This window comes from Paenibacillus sepulcri, assembly GCF_042647105.1.
GTDB lineage: Bacteria > Bacillota > Bacilli > Paenibacillales > Paenibacillaceae > Paenibacillus_Z > Paenibacillus_Z sepulcri.
In genome coordinates, this window is sequence record NZ_JBHRUP010000001.1 from 4,235,669 (window position 1) to 4,252,865 (window position 17,197).

11 protein-coding genes are annotated in these 17,197 nt (G+C 56.8%); 6 read left to right on the forward strand and 5 right to left on the reverse strand.

The annotated features are described in order from the left end of the window. Positions 1-84 precede the first annotated feature (84 nt). Together ACFOLF_RS18760 and ACFOLF_RS18765 are read right to left on the reverse strand one after the other, a co-directional pair. Positions 85-594 carry a cupin domain-containing protein gene (locus tag ACFOLF_RS18760; protein WP_210039157.1) on the reverse strand — a complete coding sequence of 170 codons (510 nt, stop codon included), beginning with the start codon at positions 592-594 and terminating at the stop codon, positions 85-87. 55 nt (positions 595-649) lie between these two features. Then, positions 650-1,162 carry an acyl-CoA thioesterase gene (locus ACFOLF_RS18765; protein ID WP_210039156.1) on the reverse strand — a complete coding sequence of 171 codons (513 nt, stop codon included), beginning with the start codon at positions 1,160-1,162 and terminating at the stop codon, positions 650-652. A gap of 484 nt (positions 1,163-1,646) precedes the next feature. Here ACFOLF_RS18765 and fdhA point away from each other — a divergent pair, with 484 nt between their 5' ends. The 5 genes from fdhA to ACFOLF_RS18790 all read left to right on the forward strand — a co-directional run bounded on the left by fdhA (position 1,647) and on the right by ACFOLF_RS18790 (position 8,253). Next, complete coding sequence (gene fdhA / locus ACFOLF_RS18770; protein WP_210039155.1) at positions 1,647-2,864, forward strand: formaldehyde dehydrogenase, glutathione-independent; 1,218 nt, start codon at positions 1,647-1,649, stop codon at positions 2,862-2,864. Between the two features lie 163 nt (positions 2,865-3,027). Then, a complete protein-coding gene (locus tag ACFOLF_RS18775; RefSeq protein ID WP_210039154.1) occupies positions 3,028-3,390 on the forward strand; it encodes a DUF2294 domain-containing protein in 363 nt (120 codons plus the stop codon). A 404-nt stretch (positions 3,391-3,794) separates the two neighbouring features. Beyond that, positions 3,795-6,149, forward strand: coding sequence for an FdhF/YdeP family oxidoreductase (locus ACFOLF_RS18780; protein ID WP_210039153.1), 2,355 nt, complete (start codon positions 3,795-3,797; stop codon positions 6,147-6,149). Positions 6,150-6,323: 174 nt separating this feature from the next. Next, positions 6,324-7,112: a formate dehydrogenase accessory sulfurtransferase FdhD gene (gene fdhD, locus ACFOLF_RS18785; RefSeq protein ID WP_210039152.1), complete on the forward strand. Its 789-nt coding sequence runs from the start codon at positions 6,324-6,326 to the stop codon at positions 7,110-7,112. A gap of 178 nt (positions 7,113-7,290) precedes the next feature. Next, positions 7,291-8,253, forward strand: a complete 963-nt coding sequence (locus tag ACFOLF_RS18790; protein WP_210039151.1) for a phosphotransferase family protein — start codon at positions 7,291-7,293, stop codon at positions 8,251-8,253. A 154-nt stretch (positions 8,254-8,407) separates the two neighbouring features. Here ACFOLF_RS18790 and ACFOLF_RS18795 read toward each other — a convergent pair whose 3' ends face one another. Both ACFOLF_RS18795 and ACFOLF_RS18800 read right to left on the reverse strand, forming a co-directional pair. Further along, complete coding sequence (locus ACFOLF_RS18795; protein ID WP_210039150.1) at positions 8,408-10,648, reverse strand: hypothetical protein; 2,241 nt, start codon at positions 10,646-10,648, stop codon at positions 8,408-8,410. Continuing rightward, on the reverse strand, positions 10,645-14,853 hold the full coding sequence (locus tag ACFOLF_RS18800) for a hypothetical protein (RefSeq protein WP_210039149.1): 4,209 nt from the start codon (positions 14,851-14,853) through the stop codon (positions 10,645-10,647). Before ACFOLF_RS18800 ends, ACFOLF_RS18795 begins: the two co-directional genes overlap by 4 nt. A gap of 410 nt (positions 14,854-15,263) precedes the next feature. On the opposite strand from ACFOLF_RS18800, the gene ACFOLF_RS18805 reads away from it, so the two are divergent. Further along, positions 15,264-16,046 (forward strand): YheC/YheD family protein, encoded by a 783-nt coding sequence (locus tag ACFOLF_RS18805; protein ID WP_210039148.1) that lies wholly within the window; start codon positions 15,264-15,266, stop codon positions 16,044-16,046. Positions 16,047-16,199: 153 nt separating this feature from the next. Here ACFOLF_RS18805 and ACFOLF_RS18810 read toward each other — a convergent pair whose 3' ends face one another. Beyond that, on the reverse strand, positions 16,200-17,102 hold the full coding sequence (locus ACFOLF_RS18810) for a LysR family transcriptional regulator (protein WP_210039147.1): 903 nt from the start codon (positions 17,100-17,102) through the stop codon (positions 16,200-16,202). Positions 17,103-17,197: the final 95 nt, after the last annotated feature.

The following is a 17,197-nucleotide window of genomic DNA, read 5'->3' on the forward strand; positions in this document are numbered from 1 at the left end:
GATTGAATAAACAAACTTATAACCCTTATGTTATCACTTCAGCGGTCACGATTAAACTTTTTTTAAAAGCAAGGCGGTTTCCTCCTAGAACAAACCCTTCCAAAGCCTGAGCAGCGGTCCCGACTCGCCGAATACAGGATCGCAATCCGGCAGGGGAACCTGCTCAATTTCCTGCAGGACCTGCGGCCGTTCCCCTTCTTTTCCTGTACGAAGATTATAGTCCATCCCGTCCGGGTAAGCGCCTACGACCTGAAAGTCAGCGGATGCCGAAAGCCGCTTATGCCCGGTTCCCGCAGGCAGCACGACGACATCGCCGGCGTTCAACTCCACATGTTCCCCCTGTCCGCCGCCAAGCTGCAGCGTTATCGATCCGCGAATGACGCCAAGCACTTCATGGGCGTTGCTGTGGTAATGGTGGTAAGGAAATACGCCATTGGTCCAGCTATTCAGCCAATGATGGCGGTTGAACAGGTTCTCCGTTTGCGCCGCTTGGTCCTTCAGAGCGCCAGGATAGAGAACAACAGGCAGAACCCGGTTGTTCGGTATCGTCCCGTCGTCTTGAAACAGATAAGTCCTGATCTCAGGCAGTTTCATCTTCCAACCTTCTTTCCTCTTTGATCCGGCAGCTATCTTGCTGCTTAAGCCGGTATTATTCCCAAGGAAATCTCATTTGCAGGAAGTCGGCGAATTTCCTGCTCTCTTCTCTGCGGTAACGCCGCATTTCGGCACGCTGCGTGGCCGTTTCGTGCAGCCGCTTCTCCTCCGCCGTCTCCGGTACGATGTCCGGAACCATCACCGGTTTGCGGTTCTCGTCCAGGGCTACGAAGGTAAGGAACGCAGTTGCCGCAATCGCCCGGATCCCCGTCCGCAAATCCTCCGTGATCACCTTGACGAACACTTCCATCGAGCTTCTGCCCGTCCACGTCACGATCGACTCCAGGCAGACGGAATCCGTCGGACGGATGGGCAGCAGGAAATCCACGGAATCCGTGGAGGCCGTGACGACGGATTTGCGGCAGTGCTTCGATGCCGTGATGGAAGCAATATCATCGATATAGGCCATCAGCTTGCCCCCGAACAGCGTATTGTGGTTATTCACATCGGTCGGGAAAATTCTGGCGGTTTTGTAGCAGCGGGACTCCTTGACGAAGCGTTGTTCCATAAGCTTGGATGCCCTCCATCGTTTTTCTTCCAAGTTTACCTTATTTGCCGCAGGCTGCAAACTTGGAATTGCCCGGGGTGGGAACCAGGAACGTCAACCCAAGCCCACAGCCCTGTACTTTACAGGAGGCCGGTATTTAACCGGCTCCGTTGGTGGAGCTATTTTTTCACTGGATCTCAGGGAGTAGGAAGTAATTCTTAAATAGGGGATGTGAAACATCTCCACCGCCGCCGCCGAGAGGCCGGAGAAAGCGATGATATTTCCCGATATACAGCGGAAATTATCGGTTCAGCCGAAGGAGAGGCCCTCTCCCGAACCTTCTGCCAGACTGTCCCCGATTCTCTTTCTGCCGGTGTGGTGAAATGAGAGGCAATATGGTATACTTTTACACAGATTGCTAGTGATAACGCTTACAATAATAGGGCCATTTTAATTCGAATGAACCTGTTAATTCAAACCTATCATCACAAAGGGAGTGACGTGAATGGCTGGAAATCGTGCGGTGGCTTATGTGAAACCTATGGAAGTTGAGGTGCAGGATATTTCCTTTCCGGATTTGATTCTTCGCGACGGACCGGGAGTGAACCCGCTTAATGTGGGGCGCAAATGTGAGCATGGCGTTATTTTGAAGGTCGTGACCACCAACATTTGCGGCAGCGACCAGCATATGGTCAGAGGACGCACGACAGCTCCCAGCGGTTTGGTGCTGGGTCATGAAATAACGGGAGAGGTCATCGAAGTAGGCCGGGATGTGGAATTTATCCGGAAAGGAGACCTGGTCTCCGTTCCGTTTAATATCGCTTGCGGAAGATGCCGCAGCTGCAAGGAGCGCAACACGCATGTATGTCTCAATGTGAATCCGGATCGTCCCGGCTCAGCCTATGGTTATGTCGATATGGGCGGCTGGGTAGGCGGACAATCGGAATACGTCATGGTCCCTTACGCCGATTTTCAGCTTCTGAAATTCCCGGACAAGGACCAGGCCATGGAGAAAATTATGGATCTGACGATGCTCTCGGATATTTTTCCGACGGGTTATCACGGGGCGGTCAGCGCAGGCGTCAAGCCCGGCTCGACGGTTTATGTGGCCGGAGCGGGTCCGGTCGGTCTGGCAGCCGCGCATTCGGCCCAGCTGCTGGGAGCGGCGGTCGTTATCGTGGGCGACCTGAACAACGAGCGGCTGGCGCAGGCCAGGAGCTTCGGCTGCGAGACCGTCAATCTGCGGGAGCATGCGAATTTGTCCGAGCAAATCGAGCAGATTCTGGGCGTGCCCGAAGTGGACTGCGCGGTTGACTGCGTAGGCTTCGAGGCGCACGGTCATGGCCATTCCCACGGCGAAGCGCCGGCGACGGTGCTCAACTCTATTATGGAAGTAACGAGAGCCGGCGGACGCCTCGGTATTCCAGGCTTGTATGTAACGGGTGATCCGGGCGCGATTGATGCGGATGCCAAGCATGGCACGCTCAAAATCCGCTTCGGCCTGGGCTGGGCGAAATCCCATACCTTCGTAACCGGGCAAACTCCGGTTATGCAGTACCATCGGGATCTGATGATGTCTATCCTAAGCGGCAGAGCCCAAATCGCCAAAGCGGTCAACGCAACGAAAATTTCGCTGGATCAGGCTCCTGCGGCTTACGCCGAGTTTGACAAAGGCGCTTCCAAGAAATTTGTTATCGATCCGCATGGACTGGTTAAAGCCTGAACGATTGGGCAGGAGCTTGCAGCCCGGCTGTAAATTCTTATAGCCGGATATGGGTTGCGGCTTTGTCATAAATGCGATAAGTTGGTCATATAATGAGAAATTAAGGCCGTTCGATAAGGAGCAGCGAACCTGCCGCCTGTCCACCGGCATGCGAGGATCAACCATGAATCGTTATGAAGCGGAGTTCAGCAATTTGGTCAAGGCTTACCGGAAGCGGCATATGGGCAAAGGGCCAAGCCGGATCACAACGACCTTCTGCAAGCAGTGGGCGATTTGCGAGATGGAAGGCAATTTGTCGCCGGTGGAGAAGTTTATGGCCGCAGCAGAGGAAGGAAAGCATATTCTGCGCGAAGCCCGCACGCAGTGGGTGAAGGATATGTACCGCAAGGAGCCTCCCGTCGAGATGGAAGAGCTGCTGGGGGCGAAGCTGATGGATTTATTCGTTGATATTGATATTGATAAGGATTTCGGGATGTCCATCTTCGTATTCGATCAGGACATTCAGCAGAAGTTCGGTTCTCTATAATGGAGAGGATTGGCGCTTGGCAGCGTTCCTGCCCAGGACCAGCCGCATGATGATGATTTCGTGATGAAATCATTTTCCTGCGGCTTTTTATTTTTAAACGATAGAAAGTTACACGTTTCTTCGAGGCTCTATGACTCGTGTTCAGAAGGAAGAAAATCTCGGCCGGCTTTGAGGTTGTTTCGGGCATTCGCAAGGAATCGCGGCGCAGCAGCAGTAAGGTTTTCCCGTGCTGGAGCATCCGAACAGAGGTAGAGGCATGCTCTAAGCAGGATCAAACCTGCTTAGAGGGTGTTTCGGGCAGCGGGGTTTCGTGGATCCAATTATCTGAGAGGGGCCAACTTCGCCACCGAGGATGGCGAATGCTGGTTATATATTATTTCATGAAGCAAGGGGAGATGAATCATATGGGAAAGACGCTGCATTCGGGCCGTATCAAGCTGCCGGGCAAGCCGGACCCGAAGCTGTGGGTGGGCAAGGCGCCGTTCGGCCTGGGCAAATTGAAGCCGCATCACATTCGGGATACGGTGAAGGTGGTATGGGACAATCGGGATAATCTTCCGTATGCCTACCGCATCTTGACGCAGGGTGTGTGCGACGGCTGCGCGCTTGGTGTATCCGGTCTTTACGACCAGACGCTGACCGGCCCGCATCTGTGTACGACGCGGCTGAATGTGCTGCGCCTGAACACGATGCCGGCGATCAAGCCGGAGCTGCTTCATGCGGACATCGATGAGCTGCGGAAGCTGGACAGCACTGCGCTGCGCAAGCTGGGAAGGCTGCCATATCCGCTTCTAAGGAGCAAAGGGGAGCGCTCGTTCCGCCGCATCTCCTGGGATGAGGCGCTTGAGCGGATTGCCGCCAAAATCCGCAGCATAGATCCCAAGCAGCTCGCTTTCTATCTGACTGCGCGGGGCATTACGAATGAAGTGTATTATGCCGCTGCCAAGGCGGCGCGTTTCATCGGCACGAATAATATCGACAACGCTTCGCGCATCTGCCATTCGCCATCCAAGACGGCACTGAAACGCTCCGTGGGCATCGGAGCATCCAGCTGCAATTACAAGGATTGGATCGGGACGGATGTGCTGATCTTCTGGGGCAGCGTGGCGGCGAATAACCAGCCGGTCTCGACCAAATATATGTATGCGGCCAAACGGCGCGGGACCAAAATCATCGTGATCAACCCTTACCGGGAGCCTGCGATGGAGGGCTATTGGATTCCCTCTATTGCCGAATCGGCGCTGTTTGGAACGAAGCTCGCGGATGATTTTTATCAGGTCAATATCGGCGGAGACATTGCGTTCATGCACGGCGTGATGAAGCATTGGTTTGAAATGGAGGAAGAGCAGCCGGGCTCGGCAATTGACCATGATTTTGTACGGGAGCATGCGAACGGATTTCAGGAGCTGCGGACCCATGTGATGGGCCAGCAATGGGGGCTGCTGGAGAAGTCGTCGGGACTGACCAAGGAGCGGATGCGCGAATTTGCGCAGCTGCTGGCGGGGGCGAAGTCGGGGGTATTCGTATGGAGCATGGGGCTGACCCAGCACCGTTTTGGCACGGACAACATCTCGCAGGTAGCCAATCTGGCTCTCCTGCGCGGTTTTCTTGGGCGTGAGCATTGCGGTCTGATGCCCATCCGCGGACACAGCGGCGTGCAGGGCTCCGGCGAGATGGGAGCCGATCCCTTCAGTCTGCCGGGCGGTGAATTCAAGGGGGACGATATCGGACGGATCGAGCAGGTGTGGGGCTTCGAGCTTCCCCGCTGGCAGGGGGATATCGTGGGGGTATCGCTGGAGAATACGCAGCTTCCTGACGATCATGAACGCAGGCTGAAGGTATTCTATACGTCCGGCGGCAATTTTCTCGAGACCATGCCCGACCCGGAGTTTGTGCGAGAATGTCTGGAGGCTGTGGACCTTCGCGTCCATCAGGACATCGTCCTGAACACATCGACGCTTGCGGACGCGCAGGAGGAAGTGATTGTGCTGCCGGCGATGACCCGGTACGAGCAGCCGGGGGGAGGGACCTCCACATCGACGGAGCGGATGGTTTATTTCTCGCCGGAGATTGCCGGCCCAAGGGTGGAGGAGGCGCGCGCGGAGTGGCAGATCTATGCGGAGCTTGCGGCCAAAGTGAAGCCCGGACAGCATAATCGGGCGGCATTTGCGAGCGCGGCTGCCATTCGCGAGGAGATTGCCAAGGCGGCTCCCGCGTATAACGGCATCCAGAAGCTGCAGGGGAAGGGCGATGTTTTTCAATACGGGGGTGCATGGCTGTGTGAGGATGGCCTCTGCCCAACGTCAGACGGCAAGGGCAATCTCATTGCGATCGAGCTGCCGGAGCTGCGTAAGCCCGAGGGGAATTTCTATGCGACCACACGCCGCGGCAAGCAGTTCAATTCCATGGTGTACAGCGATACCGATGCTTTCAACGGGGCGGACCGGTATGATGTCCTGATGAATGCCGGCGACTGCGCGGCGCTTGGGATCGTCGAAGGCAGCGCTGTCGTGATCTATAACCGCAGCGGATTGATGCATGCCCGGGCGAAGAAAGCGGACATCGCCCCGGGCAATATAGAACTGTTCTGGCCGGAGGGAAATGTGCTGTTCCACAAGGGCGTCTATGAGCCGAAAGCGGGTATTCCCGAATATAATACCTCGGTTGTCATCGAGAAGGCCGAGACCTTCCATGCGCTGAAGGATACCAAATATGTCGAGAAGCGGATTGATGAGCTGGAGATGGATATACCGTCTTGATCGTACAGCTGGCATTTTGCCAGGAAACCGGCAGGTAAACAAGGCTTGATATGAGCTGTTCCCAAACATCCGGCCGGCCCAATAGACTGGCTGTGCATGTGAATATGTCCTCCACTTGTTCCGGCAGTGAATCATCGGCCTTATAAAGGCGTTGGCAGAAAGGAGGTGCAGCGCGTGGATAACAAGGTAACTACCGGATGGCGCGTCATCCGGTTCAACGGCGGTCAGCATGAGGAGCAGGATGACGAAATCGCGACGGAGATGCCGCTGACTGTCCGTCTGGATGGCGAGGAATTTGCCACAATCGTATGCACGCCAAGCGATTTGCAGGATATGATTGTCGGGTTTCTCGCCTCCGAAGGCGTAATCCGGACATTCGGTGAATTGAAATCCTTAACGCTGGACGAGGATCGGGGTTATGCTTATGCCGAGCTTCATATCAAGCAATCGACGGGCAAGGAGTTCCATTCCAAACGGTTTATCGGGTCATGCTGCGGCAAGAGCAGGCAGTTTTATTTTCACAATGACGCAAGGACGGCGAAAACGATTATGAGCCGTCATCCACTTGCGGCGGAGCAGTGTCTGGAGCTGATGCGGCTGCTGCAGGAGAGCTCGACGGATTTTCATCAGACCGGGGGCGTCCATAATGCGGCGCTCTGCACGTCGGATGGGATTATCGCTGTACGAACCGATATCGGACGTCATAATGCACTGGACAAAATATATGGCCACTGCCTGCAGAACCGCATACCGGCAGGGGACAAAATCATTGCTTTCAGCGGGCGCCTCTCCTCCGAGGTTGTGCTGAAGGTGGCGAAGATCGGCTGCGGCATTCTTTTGTCCAAGTCCGCTCCCACCGATCTGGCCCTGAAGCTTGCCGAGGATCTCGGCATCACCTGTGCGGGGTTCATACGCCGCGGCAGCATGAATGTTTATACGCATCCTGAGCGGATACGCTCTTAGCAGCCCCGGCGATCCTGTTGTTTAAAGCAACCCCTACCCTCGAATATTCAGCACTGCCGAGACATGGCTTCATGTTCCCCGATTTCCCGGATTAAGGATTGGCAAATTCAAATTTGGCCGTCCGCGTGGTAGACTAAGAAAATAGAGTTTAACCATGAGAAACGAAAGGTGTCATGACATGGAAGCAGAACCCAAACTGCCTGAGGGTGTGATGCTGCCGGACGGAACGCTGAACAGCGAGCTGATCAGCAGGCGGGAAATCATATACCGGGGAATGAACGGGCAGGCGGTTGAACGGATCTACATCTTGCCCGGGCAGAGCTATATCTATAAGCCGTTAACGAATGATGACCAGTGGGGAAAAGAAAAGTGGGTCTACGATCACATCCTGCCGTCGCTTCCTCACATTTACCCCAGAATGCTGCTCAGCTCCTTCAACCTTCAAACCGGACGGCACACCATCATTTTCGAAGACCTCGGCCATCTGGAGCACGGATTTCGGGAACCGGTGGCCGTAGAGCTGGCCCGACAGGTTGCAGGCTTGCATTCGCTTAGTACGGACCATCTGTTCCATGCGCCGCTTAGGGGGCCCAAGCCCCCCATTGAAGCGATCGTCGGCGAGCTTCTTCGTGATCAAGCCGAAACGATTGAGGCTTTATCAGATGTGTCTATTCCGCGAATGCGGCTGGAGACTCTGTACGAGGCCATGGAGCAGACGGTGTTTCCGGATCTTCGGGTTGTTTCCCATGGCGATTTGCATTCAGGCAACTATGCCCTTGCAGCGGGCCGGCTGGTCGTGCTGGACTGGGAGCACACCCACCTCAACTCCCCGTTATGGGATCTGTATCATATGATCGATATGTCTCATCCGTTGTTTCCGAAGAGAATGACAGCGGACAGCCGCAATGCAATTCTGCAAGCGTATCTGGAGGCTGCTGAAGGCAGGGGTTATTTATCCGGAATAAATGCGGCGGCTTTTATAAGGGAGTACATGCTGTTTGCCTCCATCTTCTCCATCTGGATGCTCCGCCTAATCCAGGGCGACCTTGCACGGGATGACGACAGATGGCCGCGCGCTCAGCTTGAGCAGCAGCTGGAGGAGACTACCGCAAGTCTGGAGCAATGCGCAGACTGGTTATAGCCAGTCCGGGGACCACACAAAGAAGCTGTAATGGATTGGACGCCATTACAGCTTCTTTGTGCTGTTCCGAAGGATAATGAACATGAGCAGGAATAATTTGTATGGATCCAGCAGCGCTGGCAGCTGCCGCAATGATCGGTTTGCAGGCGGAACGCTAAGCCTGCAGCGCCGGCAGCGGGAATGGAATGACGGCAAATCCGCTGACGGCGCCCTCGCTCACCTGCTGGACGCCAATTGTGATGAGGCGGTCCATATGCTGCGGAATAGGCAGGGTCAGTGTCTCGTACAGATGAAGGCCGTTTTGCGCTTCCTGCGCCTGATGGGTGCCTGGCGAGCCGCGGCGCACCAGCTCTTCGGGTGACGCAGCGCCGTCGCACCACCAAACGGTATAGCGGCCGGAAGCAGCCGGCGTGGTGAAGCGGATTTTCAGCAGTGTCCGGTGAAAGAAATCGATGCCAAGCAGCTCCGCTGTGAATGGTGGCGGAACGTCGGGAATTGCCGGCAGCCTCACCGCCCTCACGACTCCGCCTGGCGGGCCGGTGCGGCCATAATAGGCCAGCCTGGCCATATAGGTAACGACAGCAGTTCCTGCTGCCGGAGGAAGCGGGTCGCTGAAGACCAGCTCCTTCGGCAGATTGTCGGCCGGGAAATCTGCCGCCTGCACCCATAGGGAAGGATGCTTGAGGTCCTGAACCAATCTGCCGGACCCGGAGCCGAAAGCCATGCTGCCCGAGCCGGCATTCCCGGAAACACGGAAGACAATGTCGGTTCCGCTAACGGCAACAATGTTCTCGGTCACACCGCCGGTAGAGAATATGCCCCCAATAAAATCATTGAGCGCATTCACGCCCGTTACGGCTGCGCGGTATAGGCCGTCGCCGGCTGGAACAGCGCTGCCAAACCCGGCGTCCGTCGTCCGCGGAGCGGCGTTCTGCCTGTAAATAACCAGCCTCCCTCCCGTGCGCCGGACGAGTGAATCCGGCTTCCAGTCTGCTTCGCCGGGGATATCGGTCCGCCGCATAATGCGCGCCATCCCCGATTCATAAGCAGCCGATTCCAGAGGCGGCGGAGGCGGGTCATGCCGCAGCGTCAACGGCGTTGGCGGCATCCAGGCGGAATACCCGCTGACGCGGTCCCAGCCGTCGATGGCCCGTGCTCTGGACTGCAGCAGCACGTCGGGGAAGCTGACGTCGAAGGAGCGGGCGGATGAGTAGACAAGCGGCGGGTCCTCCGGCAGCCGGGAGCGGTTGAAGAAGGTCCGGTTAAGCTCACGCTCCCCTGTCGCAGGGCTGGCAGTGACGATCTCCTCCATCTCCACGCCATGAGCCCTAATGTCGGACTGCCTGGTCAGATGGATTAACCGCACTTCGAAGCGGTCCGCCAGAAAAGGCAGAGGGTTGAAGGCTGCCAGTGTCCGGCTGATCGAAACAGGCACGGCGGGCTGCGGGGATATGGCTTCCGGCAGGCGCACTTCCGCGGAGATATACTGGGGCATGTCTGGAATTCCCAGTTCTGCGGCCGTTGTCGGCATCACAACCGTCACATTGCTGGTTTCCCCGCTGTCCGCATCGCGAATCCGGTAAGCAAACCCGGAGTGATCCGGAGATTCCAGTGGCGCTGCGAGCTGATTGTCCAGATCGCTGCCGGCTGTGTCCGGTCCATCATGGTAAGCAAAGCCGCAGAGCAGCGCAATCTCCCAGCGCAGTCCAAGCAGCAGCTCGAACAATTCCCAATCCGTGGGTTCCCCGGCGATGGCATCCGCGGGAACGGATGCTCGGGCCTTTTGCCCGGTGCGGACGATATCGGCCCATTGTTCCTCCGTCAGCGTGACGGGCTGGCCATAACGTTTGCCTGCTGTATTCAAGTCGGCATCAAGACTTTTCTCCACGGCAATTTCAGCGATGCGTTCCCAGTTCAGCTGGCGGTCGCGGAATAAATCAAGCATGCGCAAATCCTCAAGCATCCCTCCCGTGCCGAGCATCGCAACCGTATCCATGGCTTGTCCTTCGACGTAGACGACTGTGCCGTCCGATACCGAACGCACAGCCTCGAGCTCACCGGTCTGCGAATTTTGAAACTCGATCCGGGCAGGCGCCCCTCTCCAAACGAAGGTGACTGCCTGCGCCGGCCCGGGGAGCTTAAACTCATCTGCCAGCAGCAGTCCGCCCACCGACTGGCTTCCCAGCAAGTCCCACCAGCCCGGCGGATAAATCGACAGGGATACCCGGGACGGCACCATCCGCAGGTTCAGGGGGGCCCTTTCAATAATGACCGCCTGCGGCAAACCGCGGTATCCGCCCCCGTCCGCAAGCTCCCTAAGCGGAAAATGCCAGCGCAGCCGGTTGCCTGCCGGTGTTTCGCTCAACCAGCCTATCGATGACAAATAAATCGTCATGGCTTATCGCCTCCTGATTCGATAACGGATGTCAGATCAACCCTTGGAAACTCCCCGGGCAGCGGGAGATGAATAAAAGCTTTCCTGTCGGCATCAACCGGCGGAGGTGCTCCATCAGAACCGGAATCCTCCGTATCCCCTGTATTTCCTCCGCTGCTCCCCGCTTCGATATTCCCGATTGCATGTACTGTCAGGTTCTGCAGGGTATGAACATTGTGCACCAGGTCATCTGCCTGCCGGAGGCTGGCATCGTTTAACGGTTCGGCCATCCGGCCCGGATTGACTACTGGAAACGGAACTGGACCAGGTATTGGAAACGGACCGGGTTCCGGAAAAGGAATCGGTCCGGGGATTGGACCAGGGACCGGTATCGGGATGTCCGGCAGATCCCATGGGAACGGAGGCCGGGCGGAAGGCAGCGGCCAGGTGAGACCAAGCGGCTGCACGAACCGTAATACAGCCGTTTCCGGCAGCGGCCCAGCGGAGTCCCCGGGGTAAAGCCGGGGCAGTCCGGCTCTAAAAGGATCAAAGGTCAGCTTAAGCGTGTAGTCGCCCCGCGGCAGCCGTGTCGGAATGCCGCCTAACGATCCGGTTAGAAAAGCGGAGCTCCCGTCGAATCCGGGCAGCACGGAAATCTCCAGCTCCAAGGCACGCCGGTGCGTATAGCCGGTCGGGCAGCCGGCAGCCGGCTCGACATGCCGGATAGCGAGGGTGAGCGTCACCCGCCGCCAATCGACAGGCTCAGGCGTGCGCAGCCATATGGCGTACGGTCTCCCTTGGGCATCGCAGACCGCTTCGACAGTGGTCGCCGGGACCGTATCGTTAATATCGGCCAGCGCGGCGCCGCCGAGGCCGAACAGTGCTCCGCTCTCTGCTGCGAACCTCGTGAAGCGCAGGGCGGAGGTTTCGTTCAGCGGACCGATCTGGGAAGCAAGCGGGGCTGGCAGTCTCCACTGGCTTGGCGGCGCCTCCAGTTCATCGGGGAAGGGAGTGAGCGGAGTGGTGACGATTGGAAAGTCCGCTATCGGCGTGAGCTCATTGATAGAAAGCAGCGGGTTCGCGGGCAGGCGCTTGTTCAGCACAATATTGCCGATGCCGCTGGCCCCGCGGTAATGACGGACAGGGTCGAATTTACCGTATTTGACAGGCCTGCCTGATTGGGGCAGAGGGCACTCGGCCACGCTGTGCCTGCCGGAGCTGTCATAATAGGTGGACAAGCCCGTATGCGGCCAGGCCAGATGAGCCTTGAAGCCCATGAAAGCAGACACGCAGCCGGACCATTCATCGATGCGGACCTCTCCGTTTTGAGGATGCTCGAACAGAATGGTCAGCTTGGCCGGTCCGGATTCTCCAGGCAGCGAATTCATCACGATTTCCTGATCGGGAGCAGCGGTTCCTCCGTGAGCGGCAAGCCAGCTGCGGCTCTCCGGGGGAAGCGAGCTGGCGCCGTCGGCGGCGGGCAGGGGCGTGAGGGTTTCTGTTATCTCGCCTCCGCGCTCATAGGTGATGCGAAGTTTAAGCGGCGTCTCTGCAAAGATGCCGCTGACATACGGCACCATGAAGCGGACGGCAGTCTTATAGCCTCTGTAAAGCGGAAATCCGAAGCCGAATTGGGTCGGATCCCACGTATTCAGCGTCCATTGCGTCCAGGGATGCTGAGCCTTGGCGAAGATTTTCATATCGCCGAAGGTGGAATAATACATATAAGGACGCAGTGTTTCCGGATACGCAACCTCGAACTCTTTGTCATAAAACCATTCCACGGGGCTCGAAGGCGGGAAGGGCGAGGAAGCGCCGCCGCCGCCGGACGGATGGACCGCGTTTGACGCGCCCTTGATATGAAGGCGGTACCGGCCGGGCATGAGCAGCTTCTTGCTTAAGATGCCTGTCGAGGATTTGGCGGCCTCCAGATAACGGATCGCATAAATGTAAAGGGGCTGACGCCCGGATGCCGCCCGTAGGCGGAATTGATCGACAGGAGCCGGGAAATCGAACCGGGCTGAGACAAGCCGCAGGTTCTGAAAGACGGCGCCGTGGTCCTGGAAAACCGCCGCTGCCCCGTCTTCAGACACAAGCGAAGGATAAGTCACGAAGCGTGTGGACCGGGCGAGAATAAGGAACAGCACGATCTTCGAGACCTGAAGGGATTCGCCGTCATTTGCCGCAAATCGGAGGGTAAAGCCGCTTGTTTGCAGTATCCGCGCCGGAATGTCCGGTTTGAATACTGTCAGCAGACGGTCCCCCTCGGCTGCAGGCGTCAGCTCAAGCGATGCGAAGCGCCGCGGCTGCACAGGCAGGAGCTGGGGCGGCCCGTATCCGAAGAAGGTATCGACAGTCCTTGCGGGAGAATCAAGCGGAAAGGTTGAGGTGTCAAGCTTCGAGGTCATCCATGCGTACGGGTCGCAGCCAAGCACATGAAGCTGCGCCATGCCGCCGCCCGGCCCATCCGCCCATACCGCCCGCACATCCGGTACCGGAATAGCGTGGACCAGGTCGGTCAGCTCGAGCTCCAGCAGCTCGTCCGTCACCGTATAGCCGCCTTGAACAGACGGGCTGACCGCCTGGCTGGCTTCCACTTTGCCCGTCCGGTCGGTTACCCGCCTGCTGAAGGGCACGACCAGTTCCAGATCCGGCCAAGGCTTGTCCGAGTCCAGATTCCACTGCAGGTCGCTGATGATATGAATGGCATCAACCGGCTGCTTCTGAACCGTCGGCGTTCCGCCAATGATATAGGTTCCGGCGGCCAGCGGCGAGGATATGGAGGGAGGGTTCACGATATCGTCCCCGAAGGACTTGCTGAAGGGAACATCGGGAATCGGCCATGGGAGGTTCATCTTGCCTGCGATCTCAAACCGGAACAGGGTCGGGCTTGGAAAATATACCTCCGCTTCCGCATCTCCGCTGAGAATAAATTCGAACTTCCACACTTTTATGCCAATTTCGCCATGTACCTTGATGCGGGCGTTCACCAGCAGCGGGTCCCAGCCCATATAGGCATGAAGTGAGACGGCAAGCTTGGAGATGAGCTTCAGAATATCCCCGATTTCAAACGTTCCGCCGATAGCAAGCGTCGCGCCGAAGGCAATGCGATGATGATTGATGCGAAGATACGCTTCCGCCTTCTGCGAGAAAAGCAGGCTGATCACAGGAATCTTCTGCAGCACCTCCAGCTTCACCGGCTTGCTCTCGGTACCCAGATCCAGATACCAGGCAGTGGGGTCGGAGAACGAGAAGAAGATATCCAACTGGCCGCTGCCTTTCAGCAGCTCCAGATCGATATTGACGCCTACTCCAAGGGCGAGCGAGGCGCGCTCTGCGTCAAACACAAAGTATCCTTCGGCGCCAAAACCCTTCTGCTTCAGCAGGACGCCCTTCCCTCCAAAAATAAACGTGCCGCCGGGGAGCAGGAAAGCGAAGCCGACGGGATTCAGCTCAATGGCGTAGCCTTCGTCGGCCTTGGTGCATATCACCGTTCGGATTCCCACACCTACCGAGGTTTGATCAATCGGGCCGGCCATCCAGCGGTCGATGCTGCTGGTTTCCCGCGCCCATTTGACATAATCGGCCGCTGTCGGCTCTGCGATCGGCAGTCCCTCCTTCTCCAGGCGGGCCACAAAATTGTATGCAAAATCGCCGCCGATTCCCCGCAGCCCAAGCCCGGTCGGCCCAAGCGGAATCGAAACGCCCTTGGGCAGCTCCCCGTCCAGTCCCAGCACCAGCCCGCGATCACTGAATCCGCCATAGATGGCCGCGCCAATGCTGAGCGGAATCAGCTTCAGCGAGCCTTGGCCCATCCAGCTGTTTTGCTGCGCGTCAAAGCCGAAGCCGAGACTTCCCTTGTATTTGTCTTTTGACCCGATAGTCAGATCCCCAAGTACCGTCTGCCAATGCGTGATCCGGATTGGCGGATCCTCGCCTGTTATGCGGATGTCCTCGCGTGCCCGCGAGACAATCACTTCCACCCGCATGAACGCCGTTAAGCCGGAGAACGTGAAAGGCCCCCGCAGAAGCAGGGTGATCGTCTCTTCCAGATCGTTGACGGCAATGATTTTGATCAGCGGCGAAGGAGAGATGACTTCCCCTGCCTTAAGACTTCTTAGAAACTCATACAGCTTGTCCTCCGCCATTCCTGGAAGAGCTTCCACAAAATCGGCGATCGCTTTCCAGATCATATCCCGGATCAGCTTTTCGAACCATTCGAACATAATAAGTCTCCTCTCGCGCTTGCGCCTTATATTGGACGAAGAGGGGTCATCGGGAAGCGGCATGATGAGCGAAGCCGTCGGGTATGAACAAGGGAGGGGGAGACAGAAGGGAGGCGGGAGATAGAAATCAAGGGAATTTAACATTTTCCTGTTCAATATAACATATCGCCCTGAAGGAGAAATATAGTCGTCCGGACTCGTAGCGGGTCCAACTTTCAGCCTATTTCTCAGGTGCATTCCGACCCCTTCTTCGCCTGCTTGTCGAATGAAGCTGGATTATACAAGCGGCAGCCTCGGGGGAATCGCTCTGTCCCTGCCGGTGATGACCGGATCAGATATCCGCGCCGGATCTGTACGGTTGCACAATTGCCCCTGATACGAGCGGCATATAGTATCAGGAGGTGAGACCATTGAATCGAAAGAATTATAAAAGCAGTACGATCTGGGGCAAGCTGCGCGTCTGCAAATACCTGTCGGCAAGCCGTTCGCTCAGGGAAAATGTTCCATACACTGTCCGCTTGACCTTGCCCCAATTGTACTCCATGTCCGCGCGGTATTCATCGCTGTACATCAAGCCGGATATCGGTTCGCTTGGCATTGGCGTCTATAAATTGAATCGGATGTCCAAAGGCTATGAGCTGCTGTCTTCCCGCAATAAAAGGCAGACCAGAAAAATTTTCCGGAATCTCTCTTCAGTCTTCCGCCATATTCAAGCCGGGCAGAGAGGCCAGAAAATGATCATTCAACAGGCTGTAAAACTGGGCCGGCTTGCAGGGCGGCCGTATGATATCCGCAGCATGGTCCAGCGCAAGCCGGGAGGGTCCTGGGTATGCACGGGAATAGCGGCCAGGGTCGGAGCGCGGAACCGGATTGTTACCAACCTCTATCAAGGCGCCAGTATGCAATCCCTCCATTCTCTGCTGCGGAAAAAGGGGATGTCATCCGCGGCGCGGAGCGCTTGCCTGAAGCGGATAACGGCCAAATCCCTGAATATCGCAAAGGTACTGAGTGCCAGGCGCTCAGGCATGCATGAGCTGGGTATTGATTTGGCCCTGGACTCCAGGCAGCGGCTGCGGATTCTTGAGGTCAATTCCCATCGTCCGCAGTTCCATGCGCTGAAGACTATATACCCCTCCGCTTATCGTCGCATGATGTCGTTTGCCAGAAGCTATGGCAGGCGCAGCGGGAATTGAAACAGCGTCATGCAAAGGGTGGTCGTTCGGAACGCCGGCAGCAGCTGCAGTACGCGGCGGAATATCCGGATTAAGCAGAATGGCTCTGTCATGGGCAAGCGGGCATGAGCCATTTTTGTTGTGCGGGTAATTCAACAGGAAACGGGAAGCTCCTCAGGCAGAGCTGCCGGTTGGCTCCTGCAGCTCTGTCTTAAGAAAATGGAAGACTCTCGCCCCAGCCTGCTTCAGCGGGTAATCCGGGGCTCTGCAGACGATGCCGCAGGTCATGTCTGTAATAGGGCTGTCCAGCGAACGTATAGTGGTTCCGGCCGGGGAGGGATTCAAGGCAATCCGGGGGACAAGGGCGATTCCAAGCCCTTGTTCGACATAATATTTCAGAGCGGCCATGCTCCCGATCTCCATCATGTCGATAGCGGTCGTTCCTGATTCCTGGAGCGCTATCTCGAGTTTTCGGCGGTAAGGGCAGCCTATGGAAGTAATGAGCAGGCGATGCCCGCGGATATCCTCCGGTCTGATGACGGCTTGCCTGGCAAGCGGGTGTCCCTCGGGCGGCATAAATACGACGAACGACTCCGTATATAAAGGTTCGAAATACAGCCCGGAAGCAAGCTCGGGAGCTGAGCAGAGCGCAAGGTCGAGAGTACCGTGGAGAAGCTGCTCGCATAAAGCCGGTGTGCTGGCGATATCAACGGAGATACGGATATTGGGGAACCGGTTCATGAATTTCCCGAGCAGGACGGGCAGCCGGTAGCTGGCGCCAGGCTCAGTTGCTCCAAGGCGGATCATTCCGGCATCCCCAAGCTGCAAATCGGCCAGACGATTCTGCAGCTGCTGCAGATCCTTGACGATGGGCAGGCTTTGTTCATACAGCAGTCTTCCTGCCTCTGTCAGCCGGATTTTTTTCCCTCGTTCGATTAATTGTACGCCCAGATCGGCCTCCAGCTTCTGAATTTGCATCGTTACGGTGGATTGGGCGTAATTCATTTCTTCGGCGGCACTGTGGAAGCTTCCGCAGGCCACGATCCTGTGAAAGGTATTTAAAGCTTTCATATCCATCCTTGCAACCTCCGTTACGAGTTCAATTATAGTGAACAAAGTCTTCAATTTATTCAATTATACAAAATCGGGATAACCCTTTAAAATAAAGCCAA